A 24,759-nucleotide genomic window follows, 5' to 3' on the forward strand; every position below is an offset into this window, starting at 1 on the left:
GCGGTCCACTCGGGCAAATCCTTGTCGATAGCTGGCCGGTTTACAGACGCAAGCTTGTGCGAGACCCCAACTCGACAGGCGAGCGGTCGATTTTTAAACAATCGTGCGGCGTCCCGGCCGACGCTTACTTTTTCTTCTTCCTGGATTTCTTCTTGGCCCCGCGCAGAGCCTTAAGGCTGTCGTCGACATCCTTCAGCGCGACCTTGAGCTTGTCTTTCTCGAAGTTGAGCAGCTCTCGCAGTGCCTTGCTGTCCTCCTCGCTGAGCGAGGTCTTCTTCGTAAATTTGATGAAACCCATAACATTTCCCCGGTTGAAAATAATCGTGCAAATCAAAGCCCGCGAACAATCTTGCGCGGCGGCGCCAAATAATCAAGATGCAACTGGATCATTCACAGCTTCGACGAGCCGGCGTTTTCCTCCGGCTTGAAATCAGGCTGCTCTGCGGTCGAGCAATTTGCCGAGAGGCGCGCTGGGCTCGGCGATCGCCGCCGCCAGCAACGCGACGAGATCCTCCATCCAGGCGCCGACCATGCGGCCGTCTAACAGCTCCCGCTTGTAATTGCATGAACCGGTGATTCCGGTCGGGCGTTCCTTGAGCATCAGTGACAGCCAGGTCTGGTCGATCGGCAGCACCGGCTGGCCTTCGCGAGCGATGTTGCCGATCGATTTGTCGCGAGATCGGGCAGATCGAGCGGCTGGCGCAGCGGATTTTGCAAGGTGAAATAGACCTGGAACAGCGAGGCCGGATCTACCCCCTCCCGCTCAAGATGTTCGGCCAGGATGTTGAACGGCAGCTCCTGCCGGGCATGCGCGTCCAGCACGTTCTGGCGCACCCGCGCCAAGGCTTGCACGAACGACAGCTCCGGCGTGATTTTGGTGCGGACGATCACCGTGTTCTCGAACGGGCCGACGATTCGGTCAGTATCCGGCTGGGCGCGATTGGCCATGGCGGTGGCGACCACGATGTCGGTGCGCTCCGTTCGCGTCAGCAGCAACGCCTTCAGGCCGGTGAGAAGGCACATGAACAGAGTGGCGTTATGCCGGCCGGCGAACGCCGTGAGCCGGCCGATCAGCTCACGATCCAGGCTCACCGGATGATGCCCGGTGGACGCACCCGGTCTTGATTCGCTATCGAAGAGCGGGGCCGCGCCGCGCAAATTCTCGGTCCAGTCGGCGAGTTGGCGGCGGGCCGCGTCGGTGCCGCACCACCAGCGCTGCCAGCGCGCGACGTCCGAAAAGGCCGGCGGCAGTTTCGGCAGCGGCACCGACGGATATCCGGCCAGCGCCGCATAGCGGTTCGACAATTCCTCGAACACCACGCCGATCGACCAGCCGTCGACGACGGCGTGATGCAGCGTCAGCAGCAGCACATGATCATTATCGTGGAGCCGCAACAACCGGGCGCGCAACAGCGGCGCGCGCGTGATGTCGATCGGGGTATAGGTTTCCTGCTCGATCAGGAGATCGATCTTCCTGAGCTCCAGAGCCCTGCGCCGCTTGTTGTTGTGGGGAAGACCATCGCCGATGACCTCATTGGCCAGGACGCGGCCGAGGGTGCCGGGCGCGACGATGTGGCTCACGGGCTCCTCGCCGTTCCAGTCGAAACTGGTTCGCAGCGCTTCGTGCCGGCGGACGATATCATCGATCGCCTGCGCCAGAGCGTCCCGATCGAGTGGGCCCTTGAGGCGGAAGGCGAAGGGCAGGTTGAACAGCGGCAGCCCCGGCAGGTTCTGCTCGATCCGCAGCATCTGATCCTGTGCGATCGAGAGCGCCGGAGGATCTGCCGCCGGCCAGCCTCGTTTCAGTCTGCCTTGTCCCGCTTGCGGCAGGCTTGCGCGGCTTCGCGGCCACCGCCGTGTCGACCTGCCGGGCCAGCTCTTCGATCGTCGGGGCCTCGAAGATGGTCTTGATCGGCAGCGACACGCCGAGCGCACGGGCGATGCGCGCCATCACCTGTCCCGCGAGCAGCGAATGACCGCCGAGATCGAAGAAATTGTCGGTCACACTGATGCTCTCGACCTTCAATAGGTCGATCCAGATGTCGGCGAGCACCTTCTCGGTGAAGCGCCGCGCCGGCACGGCCGCATCCGGTCCGGACACGTCCCGCTGCGCCGGCGCCAGCAGCGCAGACCGGTCGAGCTTGCCATGGGCATTGAGCGGCACCTGATCGAGGAACAGGAATGCGGACGGGATGGCGTGGCCCGGCAGCCGGCCCTTCAGGAATTCGCGCAGCTCGCTGGCGCTGCTCGTGCTGCCGGGCCTTGCGACGATATGAGCGATCAGTCTGACATCGCCGCTCGCCTCGCGACGCGGCTCGACGATGCCGGCGTGCACAGTCGGATGCTCGGCAAGTACGCTCTCGATCTCCTTGAGCTCGATCCGGTAGCCACGGATCTTGACCTGATGGTCGGCGCGGCCGAGGCATTCGATCGTGCCATCAGCGCGGCGGCGGGCGAGGTCGCCGGTCCGGTAAAGCCGCGCGCCCGCCCGGCGCGTGAACGGATCGGGCATGAAACGCTGCCGGCTCTGGGCGGGATCGTTGATGTAGCCGCGGCCGACGCCAGCGCCGCCGATACAGAGCTCGCCGGTCACGCCGACCGGCTGCGGCTGGAGGTTTGCATCGAGCACATAGAGCTGGGTGTTCGGCAGCGGCGCGCCGACCGGAACGTTGCCGGTCGCGATTGCCGGCGCCTTGGTCAGGCGATGCAGGGAGACGTCGTCAGAACATTCCGACGCGCCATAAGCGTTGATCAGCGGCACTTTCGGGTAGCGGGCGAACCAGGCGTGGCAGAGATCGACGGGCAGCGGCTCTCCGGTCGAGATCAGCAGCCGCAACTTGGAGAAGGCGCGTTGGACCTGCGCCTCGTTCATCCGTTCGACGACGACCCGCAACAGCGAGGGAACGATCTCGAGCACCGTGACGCCTTCGCGCTCGATCTCCTGCGCCAGCAGGATCGGGTCCTGCATGGTCGCGTTGCCACAGATATGCACGCGTGCGCCGACCATGGGCCCGGCGAGGAACTGCCAGACTGAAATGACGAAACTCTGTGGAGCGGTCTGCGCGATCACGTCCCTGGCCGTGAGCCCGAGCTCGGAGATGAGCGAGGCCAGATGGTTCGACAGGCCGCGCTGCTCGATCATGACGCCTTTCGGCGTGCCGGAGGATCCGGAGGTATAGACGAGATAAGCTAGGCTCGCGGCGGCGCGCGGTGCGGCGCGGGCCGGCTTGGTCGTCCCTGGCGCTATCGCGTCTTCGAGCTCGGCCACATGGATGCGCTCGACCAGCGGATCGATCAGCGTCTCGACCATGGCGGACTGAGCCCGCCCGGTCAGCAGCACGCGGGCGCAGCTCGATCCGAGTATGGTCGCGAGCCGTGCCGTCGGCTGGTCGGGATCGAGATTGAGGAAGGCCGCGCCCACGCGCTGCACCGCGATCATCGCGGCGAGCAGGTCGGGCCCGCGCTCCGCCAGCAAGGCGACCACGCTCTCGGCACCAACGCCCTCGCGGGTCAGCCAGCGCGCGACCGCCTGGCTGCGGCGCGCCAGCTCGCGATAGCTCAGGGACGTGCGTCCGTCCGACACCGCGATAGCGTTCGGTGTCGTCCTGACCTGACGATCGAAGCGTTCGCTCAAATTGCCGCGCGTGGTGAAATTGGCCGGCACGCCCCGGCCTTTCGCCAGCAATTGCCGGCGTTCGGCCTCGGTCAGCAGCGGCAGGCGCGAGATGCGCTGCTCCGGATTGGCGATGGCCGCCTTGAGCAGGGTCTTGAACTGGGCGGCCATGCCGTCGATCGTCGCCGCGTCGAACAGATCGGTGGCGTATTCGAAGAAGCCGGTGAAACCGCCGTCGGCCTCGACCAGTTCGAGCGTGATGTCGAAGCGCGCGACTTTCGGATCGACTTCCAGCCGCCGCGTCGACAGGCCCGGGAAGCGCGCCGCCTCGATCGAGGCGTTCTGGAGGATGAACATGATCCGGAACAGCGGATTGCCGTCGCTGCGGCGCGCGACCTGGAGCGCGCGCAACACCTCCTCGATTGGAAGGTCCTGATTGCGGTAGGCGTCCAACGTGACCTGCCGCACCCGCCGCAACATCTCGCCGAAGCTCGGATCGCCGCTGAAATCGTTGCGCAGGATCAGAGTGTTGGCGAACAGCCCGATCAGGCGCTCGCTTTCGATCTGGTTGCGATTGGCGATCAGCGAGCCGGTGGCGACGTCTTCATGCGAGGTGTGGCGAAACAGCAGGCATTGGAACACGGCGAGCAGCGTCATGAACGGCGTGACGCCCTGATTCTGGCTGAGCGTGCGCAGGTCGGCCGACAGAGTTCTTGAGAATTCGAGGTAGTGACGGGCGCCGTGGCCGCTCCAGATCTCCGGCCTCGGCCGGTCGGTTCGCAGTGGCAGCATGGTGACGCCGTCGAGCTGGGTTCGCCAATAGTCGAGCTGTTCCTTTGCCGCCGGCGTCTGCGCCCAGCTCTGCTGCCACAGCGCAAAGTCGCGATATTGGAAGGCGGGTGGCGGCAGCGCGGCGGCGCTCCTCTTGTGCGCGGCCGCATAATGGGCGGCAAGCTCTTCCCAGAACAGCCGTTGCGACCAGCCGTCGGTGACGAGGTGATGGACGTTGACCACCAGCGCGTGGCTCGTCTTGTCGAAAGACAGCAGCGTCACCTTGAGCGGCGGTTCGTGCGAAAGATCGAACGGATGTTGTGCGAGCTTGAGCGCCTCGCGCCGGATCACTGCGATCCGCTTGTCCGCAGGGCACGGCTTGAGCTTGATCCGCTCGAACTGCGGTGGCGATTGCAGCACAAGCTGCGCCGGCTCGCCCTGCCGTTCGGTGAAAACCGAGCGCAGCGCCTCGTGGCGCACGCAGATCGCCGCGAGGCCCGCAGAAAGCGCAGCGACGTCGACCGGGCCCTTGAGAAGCGCGACTTCGGCGACATTGTAATTGTAGTTGGTCGGATCGAGCCGCGAGAGCAAATACATCCGCTGCTGCTGGAACGACAGCGGCGCGTTCGCGTCTATGGCCTTGCGCCATGCCGGCAGCGCCGCCTCGCGGTGGCTTGCGGCGGTCTCGAGCCGGGCCGCAAGAGCTGTGACCGTGGCACAGTCGAAAATGTCCTCGAACGAGAAATCGACGTTGAAGCGTTCGCGCAGGCGCGAGCGCATCTGCGTCACCGCGAGCGAATCCGCGCCGAGCGCGAAGACGTCCTGATCGGCGCCGACCTGCGGCAGCTCCAATAGACCGGCCCAGATCGCGGCGAGCTGGGTCTCCAGCGCATTGCGCGGCAGCCGGGCCTCGTCGCCGCCCTCTACTGTTGCGATCAGATCGGCCAGCGCATTGCGCTTGACCTTGCCGCTGGCGCCTTTCGGCAGCGCGGCCACGCTGCGGATCAGGCTCGGCACCTTGTAGGCCGCGAGCCGCTTTCGCGCGAACTGGCGCAACTGCTCCGAGGTCGCCTCGGAATTCGGTCGCAGCACCACGACGGCTGCAACGTTCTCACCGAGCTTCTCGTGCGGGACGGCGAACACGCCGGCTTCCAGCACCGCCGGATGGCTGAGCAGGACCTCTTCCACCTCCAGCGGCGAGATCTTCTGCCCGCCGCGGTTGACGACGTCCTTGATGCGGCCAACGATGAAGAGGTAGCCGTCGGCGTCGAGATAGCCGAGATCACCGGTCCGGAACCAGCCGTTGCGGAACGCGGCCTCTGTCGCCACCTCGTCATTGTAGTAGCCGCGGCTCATGTTGGGGCCGCGCAGCATGATCTCGCCATGCGTGCCGCTCGCGACTGCGCGGCCCGTCTCGTCCATGATCGTGATCTCCGGGCCAGCGGCGCGGCCGACCGATCCGACCTTGCGCAGCTCGAACGGGTTGGCCGCGATCTGCGAGGCCGCCTCGGTCATGCCGTAGGTCTCGAGCACGGGAACGCCGAACGTCGCTTCCAGCCCTTCGAGAATAGCCGGCGCCAGCGAGGCTGAGGCCGAGCGGATCACGCGCAGCGACGATGCCCGGACGCGATCCGGATCAGCTTCCGTCGCCGTCAACAGCGCGCGATGAATGGTCGGCACCGCCGTGTACCAGGTTGGTTGCAGCTCCCGCATCCAACTGAAGAAGGATGACGCGTCGAAACCCTCGGTGCAGATCACGCTGGAGCCTGCGGCCAGCGCCGTCAGCAGGCCGGAGATCAGACCATGGGCGTGAAACAGCGGCAGGACGTTGAGCAGGCGATCGTGGGACGCGAGCGACAGCACGCGGCCGGCGTTGTGGGCGGACAGGCACACATTGCGATGCGTCAGCGGCACCATTTTCGGCCGCGCCGCCGTGCCTGACGTCAGCAGGATGAACGCATCGTCGTCGCCGCGCGAGGTGCCGCTGCCATTCGCCGGCCCGATCGTCGGCCCGATGAACGCGCAGCCGCCAAGATCGTTCACCGGCCCCGGCACGAAATCGATCACCGCGATGTCGAGCGCCCGGGCGACGTCGCGGCTCGCCGAGTTCATGTCGGCTCGGGTCACGAGCGCCGTCAGCTTCAATTCGCTGAAATAGCGCTGCAGCTCGTCCGCAGTCAGATCGGGATTGATGGGGACGCAGGCACCGCTCGAGGCGACTGCGATCAATGCCAGCGCGCTGTCGGCGCCGCGCGGCAGCGCGACGGCGATGCGGTCTGCGGGACCAATGCCGAGCCCACGTAAGGTACGGACAAGTTGCTGGATCAATTCGCCCAGTGCGCCGTAGCTGAGGGCCGGCCGGCCCGGGGCGAGGAGGGCGGGTGCCGCCGGCATCTTCCGCGCATGGAAGTCGAGGACGCCGCCGATATCGGCAAACGACCTGGTTTCGGCGCCTATGCCTTCCGATCCCCTTTTCGCTCCGGATGCAATGTCCGACAACGCCATTCCCTTTTGATCTGATTGAGCTATTCTTCCCAGGAGTTAGGGAACGCGTCCAGTCTGAGGTGAAGTTCGGGCCCCAAAATCTGTGGTTGAGGGGTCCAAAGCCCTAGGACGGAGTGATGGTCGGGCAGAAATCACCATGCTGGAGAACGAGCCGGGTACGAGAACGGAGGGCGGGCTGAAGCGCTGGCTCGAGGGCATCGGTCTCGGCCACTACGCTGATCTGTTCGCGCAACACCGTCTCGATCTCGACGTCGTGGCGGACCTGACCGAGTCGGATCTAGTCGAGCTCGGATTGCCGCTCGGTGATCGCAAGCGGCTTCAGCGAGCCATGTCGGCGCTATTCCAGGCTGAAACGGCGGAGCCGTCGGCGGCAGTGGCGCCTCCGCAAGCGCGGGCGGAGGTCGGCGCGGAACGGCGTCAGCTCACCACCATGTTCTGCGACATGGTGGATTCCACCTCGCTCTCGGTTCAGTTCGATCCGGAAGACGTGCGCGACATGATCGCGGGCTTCCGCGAAACCTGCGTCCGCGTGGTCAAGCATTACGAGGGCTTTGCCGCCCGTTTCGTCGGCGACGGTATCCTGGTCTATTTCGGTTATCCGACCGCTCATGAGGACGACGCCGAGCGCGCGGTGCGCGCCGGGCTCGAGATCGTGCGAGTGCTGTCGAGCGCGCGCGCGACCGAGCCACGTGGCGCGCTGAGCCACTCGCCCGCCGTCCGCATCGGGATCGCGACCGGTCTCGTCGTGGTCGGCGATCTCGTCGGACAGGGCACCGAAGAGCGCGATTCCGCGGTCGGAGAAACCGTCAATCTCGCCGCGCGCCTGCAAGGCCTGGCGCCGCCCAACGGCGTCGTGATCTCCGCCTCGACACAAGCGCTGCTGAAGGGGAAGTTCGACTACCGCAATCTCGGCGTCCATGACTTGAAGGGCATCTCCGAAAAGACGCAAGCCTGGCACGTGATGCGCGCCTCGCGGGTGGAGACCCGCTTCGCCGCCGCCATGGGCACGCGGCTGACGCCGCTCGTCAACCGCGAGGAGGAGATCGCGCTGCTGATGGGGCGCTGGCAGCAGGTCAAGGACGGCGACGGCCAGGTCGTCGTCAAGTTCGGCGAGCCCGGCATCGGCAAGTCGCGCATCATTCAGGAAATCTTCGAACGGATATCCGGCGATCACCACGGACAAGTCTCGCTCCAGTGCTCGCCTTACTACACCTCCACGGCATTCCATCCGTTCGTCGAGCAGCTCAAATTCTCCCTCGGTCTCGACCGCGAGGATGCGTCCGCGCAGTCGCTGGCGAGTCTGGAAACCGCAATCGCCGCCGCGCATGGCGACGTCGATCAGGTCGCGCCGCTGTTTGCCGCGCTGCTGTCGATACCGACCGGCGACCGCTATCCGCGGCTCGACCTTTCGCCGCAGCAGCAGAAGGATGCGACCGTCGCGGCGCTGGTCAATCACTTCCTGGGCCTTGCGCGCGAGATGCCGTTGGTGATTGTGTTCGAGGATCTGCATTGGATCGACCCGACCTCGCGCGAGGTGATCGACCTCCTGGTCGACCGGGTGCAGAACCGGCCGATGCTGGTCATCATCACCGCGCGATCCGAATTCCAGCCGAGCTGGAACGCGCATTCGCATGTCACGACCCTGGTGTTGAACCGTCTGAGCCGGCAGCTGCGCACGACGCTGGTCGAGCGCGTCGCCGGACGAGAGTTGCCTAAGGAAGTCGTCGAGGAGATCATCGTCAAGACCGACGGCGTGCCGCTGTTCCTGGAAGAGCTGACCAAGACGGTTCTGGAATCCAACCTCCTGACTGAGCGGCACGGGCGCTACGTGCTGTCGGGCCCGTGGCGGCAGCTCGCGATCCCGGCGACCCTGACGGACTCGCTGATGGCGCGGCTGGACCGGATGGGTCCGTTCAAGCGGATCGCCCAGATCGGCGCCACGATCGGCCGCGAGTTTTCCTACGAGACGCTGCACGCAGTCGCCAACACGCCCGCCGAGCAGATCGAAGCCGCGCTCAATCATCTGGAGCAGGCGGGCCTGATCATGCGCCGCGGCCATCCGCCGGACGCGCTCTACTCCTTCAAGCACGTGATGATCCAGAATGCCGCGCATGCGAGCCTGCTGCACAGCGAGCGCCGCAAGCTGCACTCCCGGATCGCCCAGGTGCTCGCCGAGATGTATCCGGAGAAGACAGAGCGCGAACCGGAGCTGCTCGCTCATCACCTGACCGAATCCGGGCAGAGCGAGGGCGCCGCGAGCTTCTGGCTCAAGGCCGGCAAGCAGGCGGCCAAGAGCGGCGCCAATCTGGAAGCGATCGGTCATTTGCGGCGCGGCCTCAGCGTCGTGCAGGCCAATGCGCGCATGCAGGGCGCCGACGAGATGGAGCTCGAGCTGCGGATCGCACTTGGCAACGCGCTGATCGCCGCCAAAGGCTATGCCGTGCAGGAGGTCGAGGAGAACTACATCCGCGCGCTCGAGCTCGGCCAGCAGCTCGACGACGACGAAAAGACCTTCGCCGCCACGCGGGGGCTCTGGGTGTGCCATTTCATCCGCGCCGATCTCACGCGTGCGCACGATCTCAGCGTCGAATTGTTGAGATTCGCCAAGCGCGAGCGGCTGAACCAGCGGGCGCAGCCGTCGCAGCAAACCGGTTATCTGATCGAGGCGCACCGCGCGATCGCGATGACCATGCTCTATCGCGGCCGCTTTGCTGCCGCCCAGCATCACCTGCACCGCTGCATCAACCTCTACAGCCCCGATCTGCACTCCGATCTGATGGAGCGCCACGGCATCGATCCCGGCGTCGTCTCGCTCTCCTATCTCGGTTATCTCCTCTGGTTCCTCGGCCATCCCGACGCGGCGCGCCAGCACAGCGAGCAGGCGATCGCGAACGCCGAGAAGATCCGCCATCCCTTCACGCTCGCTTTCGCGCTCATGTTCGGCGCCTATCTCTGCCAGCATCTGCGCGACGTCGAGGGCACACGTGATCACGCCAACCGCGCCATGATCATCGCCACCGAGCACAATTTCCTGCACTGGAAGCAGCAGGCGGCGATCCTGCGCGGCTGGGCGCTGGCTCAGCTCGGCGAAGCCGACGAAGGCCTCAGCCAGATGCGCTTTGGCCTCGACGAGTATGAGGCGATGGATTCCTGGCTCGCCGGCTGCTGGTTCCGCTGCCTGCTCGCGGAGGCCTATGCCAAGGTCGGGATGCGCGATGCCGCCTTGCGGGCACTGGACGGCGCGCTCGCGACCGCAAGACGGACCGGCGATCACTCCTACCTCGCCGAGGTCTATCGCCTGCAAGGCGAGATCACGCTGTCGGACGGCGACCCGGCATCAGTGCGGGAGGCCGAGGATATGTTCGCCCTGTCGCTAGAGACCGCGCGCAAGCAGGGTGCATTGTCCTGGGAGCTTCGTACCGCGGTAAGCCTCGCGCGGCTGTCGCATCAGGCCGGCAGGCGCGAGCACGCAAGGCTCCTGCTCGTGCCTATCGTCGGCAAGTTCAGCGAAGGTTTCTACACGCCGGACCTGAAGCAGGCGATGCAGCTGATCAACGAGCTCGGTGCGGACGCGCTCGTCCGCGAGCAGGTCGACCCTTGACATGAGCGATCTTGCCGCAACGCGTGCGCGTTACGCCGAGACAATCGCAAAGCGCGAGCGGATTTCCTCAAAGCGCCTGCTCGAAGCGCTCGCCACCGTCCCGCGCGAGGGTTTTCTGCCAAGGGGACCCTGGCGCATCAAGAGCGCGACGGCGCGCAGCTATCGGCTGACGCCGGACGCCGATCCCGTACATCTCTACGACAATGTGCTGGTCGCAATCGACGCGCGCCGCAGGCTTGATACCGGGCTGCCGAGCCTGTGGGCGCACTTCATCGACGTGCTCGAGGTCGGGGAGAAGGACCACGTGGTCCAGATCGGCTGTGGGCTCGGCTATTTTTCTGCGGTGCTGTCGAAGATCGTCGGCCCAAAGGGCAGGGTGCTTGCAATCGAATGCGACGAGCGGCTTGCGAAGCGCGCTACGGGTCACCTCCGCGCTTATCGCAATGTCGAGGTGGTCCATGGCGATGGATGTGAGAAGATCAGCGAACCCGCCGACGTCATCATCGTCCACGCTGGTTTCACGCACCCGCACCCGCTCTGGCTCGAGCAGCTCCGTCCGCGCGGCCGCCTCCTGGTGCCGCTGACGCAGCGGGACCGCGAAGGTGCCGCCCTCAAGATCACGCGCAAGGGCAGGGGTTTTGAAGCCGAGGCGGTTCAGCAGATCCGGATCTTTCCCGGTCAGGGCCGCGGCGTGTCCGCGCTCGACGACCGCGTCGCCGATTGGTGGCAGCGCGCTTCCGCACTGGCGCCGCTGCGCTTTCGCAGGCTCGAACAGGGGCTGCCGGCGGATGGCTAATACTTCGTTTCATTTTACCTTGATTGCGAATGGAAGTATCCAACGCGTCCTGACGCGGCTATGACTGCGGCTTGACTGCCATTCGAGCGCGCCCATGCATTCCGTTGCCCTGCTGACCGCCAGCTACGCCAAGGATATCGAGCGCTTTTCGCTGCTCAGCGAGAGCATCGACACCTGGCTCTCGGGATACACGCGGCATTATGTTCTCGTTAACGATGAGGACGTGCCGCTGTTCGAGCCGTTCGGTTCCGACAAGCGCGTCATCGTCCCGGCCTCGCGTTACCTGCCGAAATGGCTCTTCGCGCTGCCGCCGGCCCTCCAGTTCATCAGCAGCCGGCGCGTCTGGCTCTCGCTGCTGTCGTCGCCGGTGCACGGCTGGCACATCCAGCAGATCCTGAAGATCGCCGGCGTCCTCAACGCGCCGGAGCAGCGCGTCTGCATCCTGGACTCGGACAATCTGTTCTTTCGCGAATTCGACGTCGGCCAATACGCCGGCCGTGAGAAGACGCCGCTCTTCGTCACGCCGAAGGCCATCGCTGCCGATGCGCCGCTGCACGCCCTGTGGCTGCGCACCGGGGATCAGCTCCTCGGCGTGAAGGACCGGTGCTTCCCCGCGGACGACTATGTCGGCAACGCGCTGGTGTGGGACAGGGACACCGCGCGCGCGATGACCGGTGCTATCAAGGCGGCGACGGGGCTGAACTGGGCCCTGGCGCTGTGCCGGAAGAAGAAATTTTCCGAGTACCTGCTCTATGGCCATTTCGTCGCGAACTCGCCGGCGCATCTGGCTGCGCATCAGGTCACGGAAGACAGCATCGCGGTCTCGCACTGGGACGACACGCGCCTCGACCGTCCGGCCATTGAAGCGATGATGCGCGCCGCCTCGCCCGAGCAGGTCGCGCTCTGCATCCAGTCCTATTCATCGACCTCGATCGACGACATCCGCGATGTGTTCCGGTTGAATTCGCGCGACCGGCGCGCGCCGAGCCTGTCTCCCGACCATATGGGAGAGGTGGCCGCATTCGAGGTGCCGAAGACGCGTTAGACGCCGACGCGCTCAAGCATCCTTCGTGAACTTGCTGATCACGTCCATGAACGGCTTCGGCTTGAACTCGCCGTCGAGCGGCAGAGGACGGTTCGGCTGCTTGTCCTTGCGGGCGAAGGTGCCGTTGATCCAGCTGTAGCGATCCGAGATGCCCCAGGTCAGGATCGAGCGCACCGGTCCGCTGGTTGAAATGGCCGTCAGCAGATCGTCGACGCGCTTGGCGACGATGGCATCGCGCTCCGCCGGGCTCCCCGTCAGCTTCTGATCGTCGACGTCGAGCTCGGTGACGAGCACCTCGAGCCCCCAGGAGCGCAGCTCGGTGACGAATTCGGCAAGCCCGTGGCTGTCGATCTCGAGCTCGGCATGCAGATGCGATTGCAAGCCCACGGCGTGGAGCGGAATGCCCTGGTCGAGCAGGTCCATGATCAGGTTGCGGTACGCCGCGCGCTTGGCGATGAAGGAGTCCTTGGCCAACTCGATGTCGTATTCGTTGATCGCGAGCTTGACGAAGGGGTCGGCTGCGGCGGCGGTGCGGAAGGCCAGCGGAATCCAGCGCTCGCCGAGATGCTGTGTCCAGAACGTATCGCGCCGGTCGGTGATCTTCTTCGGATTGTCCGGGATCGGCTCGTTGACGACGTCCCAAGACGTCAGCTTGTCCTTGTAATAGGAAACGACGGTGCTGATGTGGTCGACGAAGGCGCGCTCGACGCCCTTGCCGTCCTTGATCTGCTTGGTCCAGTCCGGAATGTCGTGATACCAGGCGAGCGCGTGGCCGCGCATCGTCAGATCGTTGTCTCGCGCGAAATCCAGGATCGCGTCGGCGCGCTCGAAGGCGAAGGTGTGCGCATCCGGCCGCAGCATCGGCCATTTCAGCTCGAGCACCGGCACCACCTGCGTGCAATAGGTGCTGATGGCGTCCCCAAGCCGCGGATCGGCTTGCAGGTCCCATAGCGTGGCCGCAGCGCCATAGCCCGGGCGGCGCTGGGCACGTTTCGACGGCGCGGCCGACGCGGATGCACCCGTCGCGAGTGTCGCGGCGCTACCGAGCAGGAATTCGCGTCTGTCGAGCCTCGTCACGTGTGGTTCTGCATCGCCGCTTCGGCGATCTCGTAATAGTGGAGCGCGCCCTTCTCGAGCGTCAGATTGTCCAGCACATAGTCGCGCGGCGCGAAGTCGCCGGCGCTAGCCTGCGACCAGAAGCCGTTCCAGCCGGATCTGAAGCCGTCCGCATCGGTGAAGGTCATGCCACAGCGCGCATCGAAATAAGGCACCGAGGATACGCCGCCCTCGAACCTCACTTTGTTCGGGAAATATTTTGGATCCTGCCACGGCCCGCCGCGATCCCAGGCAAAGACAGGGACACCGCTGGACAGCGCCTGCTGGCAGGCGATGCCCTGGCTCTCGTGCTCGCAGAGGAAGACCATGCTGCGGCAACGCGCTAGCGCCGCTTTGTAGTCGTCTTCCTTGTAGTGGCCGTAGCGGATCACCTCGACGGAGCGGCCGCTCGCTTCGAGATACCTGCGGACCGGCTCGATCAGCTCCGCCTCGTACCGCTCGTAATCCCAGCGGACCTTGTCATAGAGCAGCACGTCGACGTTCTTCTGCTCGGTTGGCGCTGGTGTCCACAACTCGGTCTCGATGCCGACGGGCCAGGCGCCGACATGGGGCCAGTGCGGACGGAACATGTCAGCGTACCAGGCGCATGGCACCAGCACGCGCTTTACGTCGAGGTCCTTCAGAACTCTCCGGCGCATCGATCGGGTGGTCGTACATGGCGACGCCGAGCAGAAGCGGGTTCTTCCACTTGAACCAGTCGAGCACGAACGGCCGCCCGATGATGCAGGCCAGTTCCTCCGGGTGCTTCTGGATGTAGCGATAGTCGTTGACGCGATAGCGGATGCCGAGCCGATCGAGGCCCGCGCACAGATTGAGCAGCACGCGCCGCTGGCCGCTGACGTAGGACTTGCCCAGCAGCAAGCGCCGCAGCAGCGGCCGGAGGTGGCGGTCACCGGGAAACCAGCGATCGTCCCGTTCCTCGAAGAAGAGGTTGAGGACCATCCTGTCGCCGCCAGTCATGCCTGGGGCTGCCGGAACCAGCGGCGCGTGATCGCCGCGATGCGGCCGAGAGGTCGGCTTCGCCCGTGTTCGTTCGGCAACGTCCATGTCAGTCACATCAGCGCATCGGAGGAGTCGGGCGACGTTTCGATATCATTGCTTCTTTTCTGTGATCCCGCCGGCCCGTTCAAGAACAGGGCAAATTTAACGCTAACGCGCGATAACCGCGCGAACGTTTCATTCGCGGTCCGATTTGCAGGCTTATGCGGGTATCTTGCCGATGCCCAGCGGCGGAGTTCGATTGCTCCAGCAAAGTCCATCAGTCTTAACGACCCGTTAATCTCAATGGCCGCCAACGGTCCCGTGCTCGCATGCTGAATCGCCATTTCTCGATCTATCTCGTCGCCTACATCCTGCCGGCGGCGGTGGGGTTCTTCGCGGTCACGGCTTACACGCGGCTGCTGACGCCGGCGGAGTACGGCGTCTATGTCGTCGGCATCAGCCTTGCCGGAATCTTGGGCGCGGTCTTTTTCGCCTGGATCAAGCTGTCGGTGTCGCGCTATCAGGCGATGTCTGCGGAGGTGGATTTTCGCGGCACGGCCATGGTCGCCTTTGCGCTGACCGCCGCGGTTCTCTGCGCCACCACTCCACTGGTCTTCCTGTTCCGCAGCGACGTCAGCGTCGAGTTGCTGCTCGCCAGCATGTTCGTCGCGATCATGGCCAATGCGGTCGATGTCGGCCAGGAATTCGAGCGCGCCAAGCTGCGGCCCTACCGGTTCGCGGCGATCTCGATCGTGCGCAGCGTGTCGAGCGTCGGCTTTGGCCTCGCCGGCATCTGGCTCGGCTGGGGTGGATTGGGGCTGCTTGCGGCATTCGGCCTGGGCTCGCTCACCGGCATCATCCTGAATCTGGTCGGTGACCGCACCAAGATCGCGCGCTTCCAGCGCAGTCAGTTCATGCAGCTCGCGCGCTACGGCCTTCCATTGACGCTGGCCGGGCTTTCCGTTGCGGTCTACTCAGCCTGCGACCGTCTCATCGTCGCTTATTTGCTAGGCACGGACGCCGCCGGCATTTTTGGCGTCGCCGCCGATCTGCCGCGCCAGTTCATGGTCATGATCGCTTCCAGCGTCGCGGCGGCCACCGTGCCGCTGGTGTTCCGGTCGTTGTCCGAAAAGAACGATGCGGTGACGCGGGAGCGGCTGACCGAGAGCCTCGAGCTGCTGCTCGTCGTCGTCGCGCCGGTCGCGGTCTGGCTCGCGCTGGCGGCAGACCAGGTCGCCGGCACGCTGGTCGGCGTCGACTTCCGCGCCGGCGTGTCGGCGCTGCTGCCGACCCTGGTGCTCGCGCGCTTGTTCGGCATTGCCAATCAGTTCTATGTCCAGATCAGCTTCCAGCTCGCCGAACGGCCCTTCATGCTGGCGGCACAGTCCTTTCTCACGCTGGTCGTCAGCGTCGTCTTGATGTTCGCGCTGGTCGCTGGCTACGGGCTCTACGGTGCGGCGCTGGCAACCTTCGCGACCGAGGCGATCGGTTTCCTCGTTGCCGTCGTCCTGATGCATCGCGCCCACCCGGTCCCGTTCGACCTCAACCGCCTCGCCGCTGTTGCCGCTTCCGCTGCGGCGATGGCGGTCGCGATCCTGATCGCGCGATCGCAAACGGGCGGCACCGGTCTCGGGTCGCTCATCGTCGTGAGCCTCGCCGGTGGCCTCGCTTACGCTGCCGCGGCGTGGCTGATGAACGTTGCGAACGTGCGAACGTTGTCACTGCGCCTCCTGCGCACGTTCAACCGGAAGGCGCTGGGCGTCTAGTTGCGCAGTGGGCGTGGTCGCCGCCAGACGCCGGCCCCGGGCGGCCGATCCGGACATTCTGCCGCAGCGATCGAGGCCAGCTTCGGGCCAGCTTCGGCCGGAGGCCGCCTTCCACCTGTGCGAACCGTCATATATGAGAGATTGTCGCCGGAACGTGCCGAATCTCGCCACAGAGGGAACGTAAGGCGGCTGCGAATTCTTAAGTCAAAGATCGCAATTTGACATTTGAGCGACACCGGCAGACTGGCAGTTCGACCGAGGATGGCATGAAAAACCGATCGACGACGGCGCAATCCACCAGGGCGATGCGGCGTCGGGGGCCTGCCGGGATCATTGCGCTTGCGGCAGTGGCCATGTTTGCAGCGGTGGCCCCGGCGACCGCGGCCAAGCAGCCCCGCCAGGCGGCCGAGGCTGTGGCGCCGCGCGTGGCCGGCGAGCCGATCATGGCGATCGTGTCGATCAAGAGCCAGCAGGTCACCTTCTACGACGCCGACGGCTGGATCCTGCGCGCGCCGGTGTCGACCGGCACCACGGGACGCGAGACGCCGGCCGGCGTCTTCGCCGTCATCGAGAAGGACAAGGACCATCATTCGACCATGTATGACGATGCCTGGATGCCGAACATGCAGCGCATCACCTGGAATGGCATCGCGCTGCATGGCGGGCCGCTGCCCGGCTACGCCGCCTCGCATGGCTGCGTGCGGATGCCGTTCGGCTTTGCCGAGAATTTGTTCGAAAAGACCTATATCGGGATGCGGGTGATCATCTCGCCGGATGATGCGGTCCCGACCGAGTTCTCTCACCCCTCGCTGTTCATGCCGAAGCGGGAGGCCATGGCGGCGGCGCCGAGCCGTGCCGACAAGCTCTCCGTCGAGGCCGACGAGGCCACGAGGGCCGCCGACGAGGCCAAGAAGGCCGCATCGGCAGCGGCGAAAGAAGCCGCCTCGCTCCCGGCGGCGCTGCGCAAGCTGGACCAGCAGAAGGCCCGCGCTGACGCCGAGCTCGCCTTCGCCGACAAGTCGCTCACGAACGCAAAGACCGATCAGGCCCGCGCCAAGGCCGAGGAGCTGAAGCAGAAGGCCGCCACCAAGGCTGCGGATGCAGCGACGCAGCTCGAAGCCGCCAAGGAGGCCGCGCAGCCGAAGCGCGACGCCGCTGCCGCCACCAAGGAGGCCGCCAAGGCGGCGGCGACCAAGAAGGCCGACGCGGTGAAGGCGGCGACCGACGCAAAGCTCGCGCTCGAGCCGGTCTCGGTCTACATCAGCCGCGCGACGCAGAAGCTGTATGTGCGGCGAAACACCCATAAGCCGGCGCCCGACGGCGGCGGCGAGGTGTTCGACACCAGCATCGAGGTCCCCGTCACGATCCGCAATCCCGACCTGCCGCTCGGCACGCACATCTTCACGGCGATGGCGAAGACCGATACGGGTCTGCGCTGGAGCGTGGTCACGATTGAAAACGGCGACGGGGCGAGGAACGCGCTCGACCGGATCACCATCCCGCAGGAGGTGCTCGACCGCATCGCGCCGACCGCGTTGCCGCGCTCGTCAATCATCATCTCGGACGAACCGTTGAGCAGCGAGACCAATTACCGCACCGAATTCGTCGCGGTGCTGAGCAACCAGCCGCAGGGCGGCTTCATCACGCGCAAGCCGACCGCGCCTGCCATGATCGCGAGCGATGACGGCTGGGACAATGGCGGCAACGGCTTCTTCTTCTTCCAGCAGCGCGACCCGTATGTGCAACCGGTCAATCCGCGTCGGCAGCGTGGCCAGTACCAGTACTATCAATCGACGCAGCCGATGCAGCGGAATTGGTGGTAAGCGGGCGCGCCACCGCGCCGGGGCCGTACGTGATGGACGCCGAAATCATCAGATACGGCGCGCCGTGATCACTAGCGCTTGGATCTTGGCTTCGACCGGCCCTGACCCGTGGCGGATTCGGATCGCCTCGGCAACGGCGTCGGTCGCAGCCTGAAGCTTGCTCGCATCCCGGGCTTCGATCTCGCCACGTAGCGGCGTTCCCTGACAGTATGCGATCGCCACGTGGCCCGCCGTTGGCGCGCGGCTGATGGCGGCCCGCGTTTCGATCGAGACGTTGCCAAAACCTGCGCGTTCGAGATCCGCTCGGATGATCGTCTGGTCGAAATAGCCGTGCGGTGTCCGCGCCATGAAACGAGGTGGATCATCGGGAAACAACTTGCCGAGGGCCATCGTTGCATCGTGGGCGAACACGTTCTCCTCGATGCGGTCCCAGACATTGAAGAGGAACGTGCCGCTTGGCTTCAAAACGCGCCTTGCTTCTGAATAGCCCTTGACGCGGTCCGGAAAAAACATGGCGCCGAACTGGCAGCAGACCACGTCGAACTCGGCGTCGCCGAAGGGAAGAGCGGTTGCATCCGCCTGCCGCCATGAAACGCGGGGATCCTCACCCTGGCGCTGCGCTGCGATCGCCAGCATCGGCTCGTTGAGATCGGTTGCAACGTAGCGGATGCCGGGCGGCAGCGCTGCCGTCACCGCGCGCGTGACGGCGCCGGTGCCTGCGGCGGTCTCGAGAAGGACCGAGGGCGAAAGTGCGGCGACGCGACTTGCGATGTCGTCGGCATATTCGGCGAAGATCATCGGGACGAGATATTCGTCGTAGAGTTTTGGGACCGAGCCGGCGAAAACCTTGTCAGTGTCGGACATGCTTGCCTCGCTGAAGCTTTGGACACGAGATCCAAGCTAGCACGGATCGCCACGTCACCGCGCCAGCAAAGATGTGAACCACCGGCTCCTGCGTCGTCCTATGCCGTGCTGTTCTTCCCGTCGGACGAGAGCGTCTACGTCACCGCGCAGACGCGCGCAGTCGACAGCGGTTTGAGCGGGATCTGCGGCCGGCAGCGTCCTATCGCGCGTGCGATCGCGCGCGACAGATGAGATGGTCGAGCGAGATGTGCCCGGGTCCGTAAGCCATCAGGGCGAGTGTCATGGCCGCCCAGGTGAGGTGAACCGGCCAGCCGTCGGGCACTGTGAGCTCGACGATGACGGTCATGAACAATAATCCGAGCGCGGCGAACCGTGTGCCGAGACCCAGCACCAGCAGGATCGGAAACATGATCTCGCCACATCCCGACAGAAAGGCCAGCACCGTCGGCGCAGGAAAGTGATAGGGCCCGCCGGGCAGATGCAGCATGAACTCGTCGCTGAACAGCGTCACCGCGGTGTCGTTGAGTCTCGAGAAAGCCGTCCCACTTGAGAATGCCCGAGCGCCAGAATGGAACGGCGAGCGCCGCGCGCAGCACGAGCTGAACGAGCGAGGGCGCGGCGATCGTCCGTATCAGATCGTTGGCCTTGTCGAACAGCAGCCCGAGTGATGGCAGGCCGCTTCCTGCGGGCATGTGTTGGTCGGTGATCATCGTGCGTCTCCGAGAGCAAGCGAAGTGAACGCGCCAGCCTCGATCAGGCCGGTGATGTTGGAAGCGAGATCGAAATCGGGGCATGCATCCAGCGCCGACGCAGCGGCCCCGCCGAGTGGCTCGCCCGACGCCAGACGTTCGGCAAACACTGCGCCGCCGGGCGGAAGGCGCCGCACCATGACGTCGAGTTCGGGCCGGGTGATCAGTGCGTCTTCCGGCGTAGATGCGTCGATGCGCTCAAGCGGTGCGTCGTCGCGGTTGGCGGCAAAGACCGTCACCGCCGAGAATGATGAGCGTACGATCCGCAGCGCCGGATGCGGGATGAAGACGAGATCGGCAAGTCGCTCCGGGGCGACGGCTGCGAGCCCGGCGGGTGACAGCGGCGCGGCGTCCTGCGCATGGTAGGCATCGAGCCAAGCCCGCTCGATGCGGGCGACATCGGCAAGCCAGGGCATTGTCTGCGCGTACTCATATCGTGCGATGAAGTCGGCAAACTCGCGGCCATATTCGAACAGCAGCGGGGAAGTTGGTGGGCTGCTGCGGATGTGGAAGCGCGCCATGGCACGGAAGAAATCAGGACCGGTGATGCGCTGCACCGCCGGATAAATTGCAGCGAGCGCGTTGATCAGACTCACCGTGACATTGTTGCGGTAGACGGCGTAGCGCTTGCCGGCGGCCTTGCCGTTGGGACCCGCCACGATCGCAGGCGCCGACCGCGCGGGGTCCAGCAGGCCCCGCGCAAAGGCGGCGGCAAAGGATAGATCCTGCTCAGGCGGCATGACGGTCTCCCACCAGCACGGCCGGGCCGTAACGATCCAGAATCGCTTGTGCTGCGGTGGCTTCCGCCTGCAGGACCGGCCAGTCCGGAATCATGCTATCCCATTCGATCAGCGTCGGCACGCCGCCGCGGCGCCGGATGACGATCTCGTAGAGCTTCCACACGGCATCCGCGACCGGGCCGTCATGGCTGTCGATCAGCAGCAGGTCGCCTTCGTCGTCCGCCTGCTCAGCATGGCCGGCAAGGTGGATCTCTCCGACGCGCGACAGCGGAAACTCCGCGAGATACTCAAGGGCGGAAAATCCGTGATTGGTCGCGGATACGAAGACGTTGTTGATGTCGAGCAGCAGCCCGCAGCCGGTGCGTTCGGCAATGGCGCGGATGAAATCGGTCTCGCTCATCGACAATTCGCGAAAGGCGACATAGGTCGACGGGTTTTCCAATAGCAGCGGACGGCGGATCGCGTCCTGCACCTGGTCGATGTGGTCGCAGACGCAAGCCAGCGTCGCTTCGGTGTAAGGCAGTGGCAGAAGATCGTTGAAGAAGCTGGTGTCATGCGTCGACCAGGCAAGATGCTCGGAGACCAGCGCCGGCTGGTAGCGAGCGACCAAGCCTCGAAAGCGGGCCAGATGCGCCTTGTCGAGCGGCTGGGGTGCACCGATCGACATGCACACGCCGTGCAGCGACAGCGGATGGTCGCGGCGGATCGCCTCCAGCGCGCGATGGGGAGGGCCGCCCGCGCCCATGTAGTTTTCGGCGTGCACCTCGAAGAATCCGCGTTGCCGGTCCGCGCTCAGGATGGCCTGGAGGTGCTCGGGCTTGAAGCTCGTCCCGGCAACGCGGCCGATGGGAGTGGAGTAGCGGAGTGGCACCGCAGACACGTCGGGCACGATTGCCGTCGTCATGGTCTCCTCCGCTTTTCCATGTTGTCGTGGGCGCGACGCAGCGCGTTAGACCGGCTTGAGCGAACCCTTCTTGCCGTTCGGCAGCTCGATGCTGGCGCAGGTGCCGCCCTGCACGAACTTCCAGGCGTTGCCCTGGAAGTCGACGGTCGAGGTGCCCTGGCAAGTCGTGCCCGGCCCGGCCGCGCAATCGTTCTGGCCCTTCAGCGCGACGCCGAAGCATTTTTCCTTCTTGGCGGCGATGGCCGCATCGCCCTCCGCCTTGGTCAGCGGGCCGGCGGCGGCAAGGGTGGCGAGGGCGGTTGATACCGCGCCGGCGAGAACGATCGACGTGACGACATGCTTGGCAGACATCGGAGTTTCTCCTGTTCGAGATAGCATCGCCCGGGCAGGCGAAGGCGCATGGTCTGCTTCGCTCCGCGCGCAGCCCGCGTTACCGCGAAGCTGCTCACGAATCCGTGAGACCGTTTGGACCAGGCGCACCACAGGTGCGCCTGGGTCAGGATTAGCGGGCATGCGGCCGTTCAAATCCAATGCCTTGGCGCTATCGAGACATTAGCGGGAGAGCATTGGCTGCGATCGATTGGGCCTGCCAGAGGTAACGAACGGCGGAAGCTCGCGTAGAGCGATGATAGGAGCCGTGCCCGGCCGAAGGCGGAAACAACCATGAACGTCGATCCCGGACGGCAGCTTCGCGCGATCGCCAGGCTGACGGTCAGCATTCGCCTGGCCGTCTCGGCCCTGGTCCTGGCCGCGATCCTGCTGACCGCGGCGCTGTCGAGCCTGTTGTGGTGGCGAACGGCGGAGGCGACTAGCCGGCAGCTTGCCTCGACTATCAACGAACAGATCGTCGCGGCAGTCCGCAAGGAGGTCTCGGCTATCGTCGACGAGGCGCGCGCCGCGCACACGGCAATCCGCACCCTGTTCCTCCAGAACGTGCTCGACACCCGCGAGGCCGACAAGCGCGAATTCGTGTTCCTCTCGCAGTTGCAGTCGCAGGCGACGATCTCCTGGGTCGCCTTCGGCTGGCCGGATGGTTCCTTCTTCGCCGCGCACAAGCTCGGCGATCGCCGTCTGGAGATGATGGAGATATCGCTGACCGACCATGCGGGCCAGCGGCGCGTCGACGAGTATGACGTCGTGCCCGGCGATATCGAGTTCGCCAATCGCCGTTTCGAGCCGACCGAGTTTCGCGTCGCCGACCGCGCCTGGTTCAAGGCCGGGCTCGCCGCCGAGGAGCCGCAATGGTTCAGGGTGATGGACCATCCGACCGGCGCGCGGCCGTCGATTGCCTTCGCAGGTCCGATCGACGTCTATCAGGAGCGGCAGGGCGTGCTCGCGATCATGATTGAATATACGCGGCTCGCGCGCTTCCTGTCGCAGCTCGAGGTCGGGCGGACGGGAACGGCCTTCATCATCGATGATAGCGGTGAGCTGGTCGCCGCACCGGACAAGGATGCCGACGAGCTGCATGCCGCCAAGGGCGATACCAAGCTGCTCCCATTGGCGCGGCTGGCGCTTGCGACGGCAGGTGACGAGGGCCGCAAGCAGGGCTCGCGCAGCCGGCTGAATTTCGCTGGCGCCACCTATGAAGTCGCGCTCGCGCCGCTGCCTTTTCACGGCTGGTCGCTCGCCACGGTGATCCCGGAGGCCGAGTTTCTCGGGCCGGTCGAGGCGACGCTGCGGCGGCTGATCCTCGGCCTCGCAATCGGCGCCGTGCTCGCGGCGCTGGCATCGGCAATGTTGGCTCGCTCCGTCATTGCCGCTCCGCTGTCGCGTGTCGTGGGCGAGCTCCGCCACGTCGAGGCTTTCGCGCTTGAGCAGGTCCGCCGCCATCCGTCGCGTCTCAAGGAAATCGCGAGCCTCTCGGGCGCGATCGCCGAAATGGCAGCCGGCCTCTCCGCGTTCCGCAAGTTCATTCCGGCCGATCTCGTCCGTTCGCTCCTGCGTCAGGGCGTCGAGGCCAAACCCGGCGGCAGCATTCAGGTGCTCAGCGTGATGTTCATCGATATCGCCGGTTTCACCGGATTGTCGGAGCGGCTCGGCGACCGCGTGGTGCCGCTGTTGTCGCGCTATCTCGACCTCGCCTCCGAGGTCATCGTTGCCAATGGCGGCACCATCGACAAGTTCATCGGCGATGCCGTGATGGCATTCTGGGGCGCGCCGCAGCCGCAGTCCGACCACGCCTTGCGATGCTGCCGCGCGGCACTCGGCTGTCGGAGAGCAATCGACGCCTCTGGCCTTGCCGACGATCTCGGCCAGCCGCTCCAGATCCGGATCGGCATCAATTCCGGCCGGATGCTGGTCGGCAATATCGGTTCGGAGCTGCGCCTGAACTACACCGTGATCGGCGACGCCGTGAACGTTGCCAGCCGTCTCGAGGGCGCCAACAAATCCTATGGCACGCAAATCCTGATCGGCGAGGCAACCGAACGTCTGGCCCGCGGCGCCATAATCAGGCGCGAGATCGACAGCATTGCCGTGTACGGACGCGAGGAGGGATTTTCGGTCTACGAGCTGATCGGGCTCGTCGGGGAGGATGGCGTCGGCAACGAACCCCCCGCCTGGGTCGGTCACTACGCGCGGGGCCTTGCCCATTACCGCGCACGCCGGTTTACTGCCGCGCTCGCCGATTTCGAAGCCGTGCTGTCTGAGCGCGGCCGCGATGGTCCAGCCGAGCTGATGCGCGAGCGCTGTCGGAAATTGTCCGCCGCTGCACCCGATGACTCCTGGCGTCCGGTCGCAGCGTTGACGACGAAGTAGAAAAAGCGCTGGTCAACGAGCCGACCGGCGGACTCCGACGCGAAGGTCTGATGGCAGGCGCGCGGAATCGGCGCGCGTCATTTGCCAAACCGGTTGGCAAAGTCGATCCATCACGGGCATGATGCGGACATGAAAACAACGCTGCTCAAACCCGAACACTACACCCGCTCGCCCTGGAAGAATGGCGGCGGCATTTTCACCGATATCGCGGGTGCCCATCGCGCTGGCGCGCCCGTGAAGGACTGGGATAGCCTGCTCTGGCGCTTTGCCAGCACACCGATCGTGGCGCCGGGTCCGTTCTCCCATATGCCCGGCATCGACCGGCTCCAGATGGTCGTAGGCGGGCGCGGGCTGGTGCTGAAGTCGCCCACGCAGGAATTCGACGAGCGCGAGCCGTTCACCACCGTGCGTTTTTCTGGCGAGCTCGCGATCGTCACCGAGCTCGAGGCGGGTCCCGTCGAGGTCGTGAACCTGATGGCGCGGCGGGGTGCGGCGGAGATCGAGCTCGAAGCGCTCAGGGAGCCCGGCGATCGATCGTCGTTTCCCGGCACGCATCTGGTTTACGCGGTTCGGGGCGATTGCAGTATCCGTCTTGGCGACGCGCATTTTGCCATTCCTGGCGGCGGCACGCTGAAGATCGAAGTCACCGTGCCATCGCGCCTCGCGCTTGCATCGGGTCTGGCGGTGCTGGGATCGATCCGGATCGTCGGCTAGACGGCGACTGA

13 protein-coding genes and 3 pseudogenes are annotated in these 24,759 nt (G+C 65.4%); 7 read left to right on the forward strand and 9 right to left on the reverse strand.

The window, feature by feature from the left end; genetic code table 11:
- Window positions 1-124 precede the first annotated feature (124 nt).
- Together ACSKB8_RS41470 and ACSKB8_RS41475 are read right to left on the reverse strand one after the other, a co-directional pair.
- A complete protein-coding gene (locus tag ACSKB8_RS41470) occupies window positions 125-298 on the reverse strand; it encodes a hypothetical protein (RefSeq protein WP_438111069.1) in 174 nt (57 codons plus the stop codon).
- Between the two features lie 132 nt (window positions 299-430).
- Window positions 431-6,889: pseudogene (locus tag ACSKB8_RS41475) on the reverse strand (amino acid adenylation domain-containing protein).
- Window positions 6,890-7,025: 136 nt separating this feature from the next.
- Here ACSKB8_RS41475 and ACSKB8_RS41480 point away from each other — a divergent pair.
- The 3 genes from ACSKB8_RS41480 to ACSKB8_RS41490 all read left to right on the forward strand — a co-directional run bounded on the left by ACSKB8_RS41480 (window position 7,026) and on the right by ACSKB8_RS41490 (window position 12,331).
- Window positions 7,026-10,490 carry an ATP-binding protein gene (locus tag ACSKB8_RS41480; protein WP_438111071.1) on the forward strand — a complete coding sequence of 1,155 codons (3,465 nt, stop codon included), beginning with the start codon at window positions 7,026-7,028 and terminating at the stop codon, window positions 10,488-10,490.
- Between the two features lies 1 nt (window position 10,491).
- The gene (locus tag ACSKB8_RS41485) at window positions 10,492-11,286 is read left to right on the forward strand and encodes a protein-L-isoaspartate O-methyltransferase family protein (protein WP_438111072.1); all 795 of its coding nucleotides are present in this window, start codon (window positions 10,492-10,494) and stop codon (window positions 11,284-11,286) included.
- Between the two features lie 94 nt (window positions 11,287-11,380).
- Complete coding sequence (locus tag ACSKB8_RS41490) at window positions 11,381-12,331, forward strand: DUF6492 family protein (protein WP_438111074.1); 951 nt, start codon at window positions 11,381-11,383, stop codon at window positions 12,329-12,331.
- A gap of 12 nt (window positions 12,332-12,343) precedes the next feature.
- On the opposite strand, the gene ACSKB8_RS41495 is transcribed toward ACSKB8_RS41490, so the two are convergent.
- Window positions 12,344-13,408 (reverse strand): endo-1,4-beta-xylanase, encoded by a 1,065-nt coding sequence (locus ACSKB8_RS41495; protein ID WP_438111076.1) that lies wholly within the window; start codon window positions 13,406-13,408, stop codon window positions 12,344-12,346.
- Window positions 13,405-14,494 (reverse strand): annotated as a pseudogene (locus ACSKB8_RS41500) (glycosyltransferase). The gene ACSKB8_RS41495 and the pseudogene ACSKB8_RS41500 overlap by 4 nt, the downstream one beginning before the upstream one ends.
- Window positions 14,495-14,757: 263 nt before the next feature.
- On the opposite strand from ACSKB8_RS41500, the gene ACSKB8_RS41505 reads away from it, so the two are divergent.
- Together ACSKB8_RS41505 and ACSKB8_RS41510 are read left to right on the forward strand one after the other, a co-directional pair.
- Complete coding sequence (locus tag ACSKB8_RS41505; protein WP_438111078.1) at window positions 14,758-16,194, forward strand: oligosaccharide flippase family protein; 1,437 nt, start codon at window positions 14,758-14,760, stop codon at window positions 16,192-16,194.
- 266 nt (window positions 16,195-16,460) lie between these two features.
- Entirely contained in the window at window positions 16,461-18,017 is a 1,557-nt protein-coding gene (locus ACSKB8_RS41510; protein ID WP_438111079.1) for a L,D-transpeptidase, read from the forward strand.
- Between the two features lie 48 nt (window positions 18,018-18,065).
- Here ACSKB8_RS41510 and ACSKB8_RS41515 read toward each other — a convergent pair whose 3' ends face one another.
- The 5 genes and pseudogenes from ACSKB8_RS41515 to ACSKB8_RS41535 form a co-directional block, all read right to left on the reverse strand.
- The gene (locus tag ACSKB8_RS41515; protein ID WP_438111081.1) at window positions 18,066-18,881 is read right to left on the reverse strand and encodes a class I SAM-dependent methyltransferase; all 816 of its coding nucleotides are present in this window, start codon (window positions 18,879-18,881) and stop codon (window positions 18,066-18,068) included.
- A gap of 199 nt (window positions 18,882-19,080) precedes the next feature.
- Window positions 19,081-19,591 (reverse strand): annotated as a pseudogene (locus ACSKB8_RS41520) (DoxX family protein).
- Window positions 19,588-20,370 carry an HvfC/BufC N-terminal domain-containing protein gene (locus ACSKB8_RS41525; protein WP_370988062.1) on the reverse strand — a complete coding sequence of 261 codons (783 nt, stop codon included), beginning with the start codon at window positions 20,368-20,370 and terminating at the stop codon, window positions 19,588-19,590. The pseudogene ACSKB8_RS41520 and the gene ACSKB8_RS41525 overlap by 4 nt, the downstream one beginning before the upstream one ends.
- Complete coding sequence (gene bufB / locus ACSKB8_RS41530; RefSeq protein WP_438111083.1) at window positions 20,360-21,274, reverse strand: MNIO family bufferin maturase; 915 nt, start codon at window positions 21,272-21,274, stop codon at window positions 20,360-20,362. The genes ACSKB8_RS41525 and bufB overlap by 11 nt, the downstream gene beginning before the upstream one ends.
- A 45-nt stretch (window positions 21,275-21,319) precedes the next feature.
- Entirely contained in the window at window positions 21,320-21,625 is a 306-nt protein-coding gene (locus ACSKB8_RS41535) for a BufA1 family periplasmic bufferin-type metallophore (protein ID WP_370988064.1), read from the reverse strand.
- A gap of 312 nt (window positions 21,626-21,937) precedes the next feature.
- Here ACSKB8_RS41535 and ACSKB8_RS41540 point away from each other — a divergent pair, with 312 nt between their 5' ends.
- Together ACSKB8_RS41540 and ACSKB8_RS41545 are read left to right on the forward strand one after the other, a co-directional pair.
- On the forward strand, window positions 21,938-24,034 hold the full coding sequence (locus ACSKB8_RS41540; RefSeq protein ID WP_438111085.1) for an adenylate/guanylate cyclase domain-containing protein: 2,097 nt from the start codon (window positions 21,938-21,940) through the stop codon (window positions 24,032-24,034).
- 129 nt (window positions 24,035-24,163) lie between these two features.
- Entirely contained in the window at window positions 24,164-24,748 is a 585-nt protein-coding gene (locus ACSKB8_RS41545) for a HutD/Ves family protein (RefSeq protein WP_438111087.1), read from the forward strand.
- Window positions 24,749-24,759: the final 11 nt, after the last annotated feature.

Origin of the sequence: Bradyrhizobium sp. BR 1432, from assembly GCF_051547705.1 — a bacterium.
Lineage (GTDB): Bacteria > Pseudomonadota > Alphaproteobacteria > Rhizobiales > Xanthobacteraceae > Bradyrhizobium > Bradyrhizobium zhanjiangense.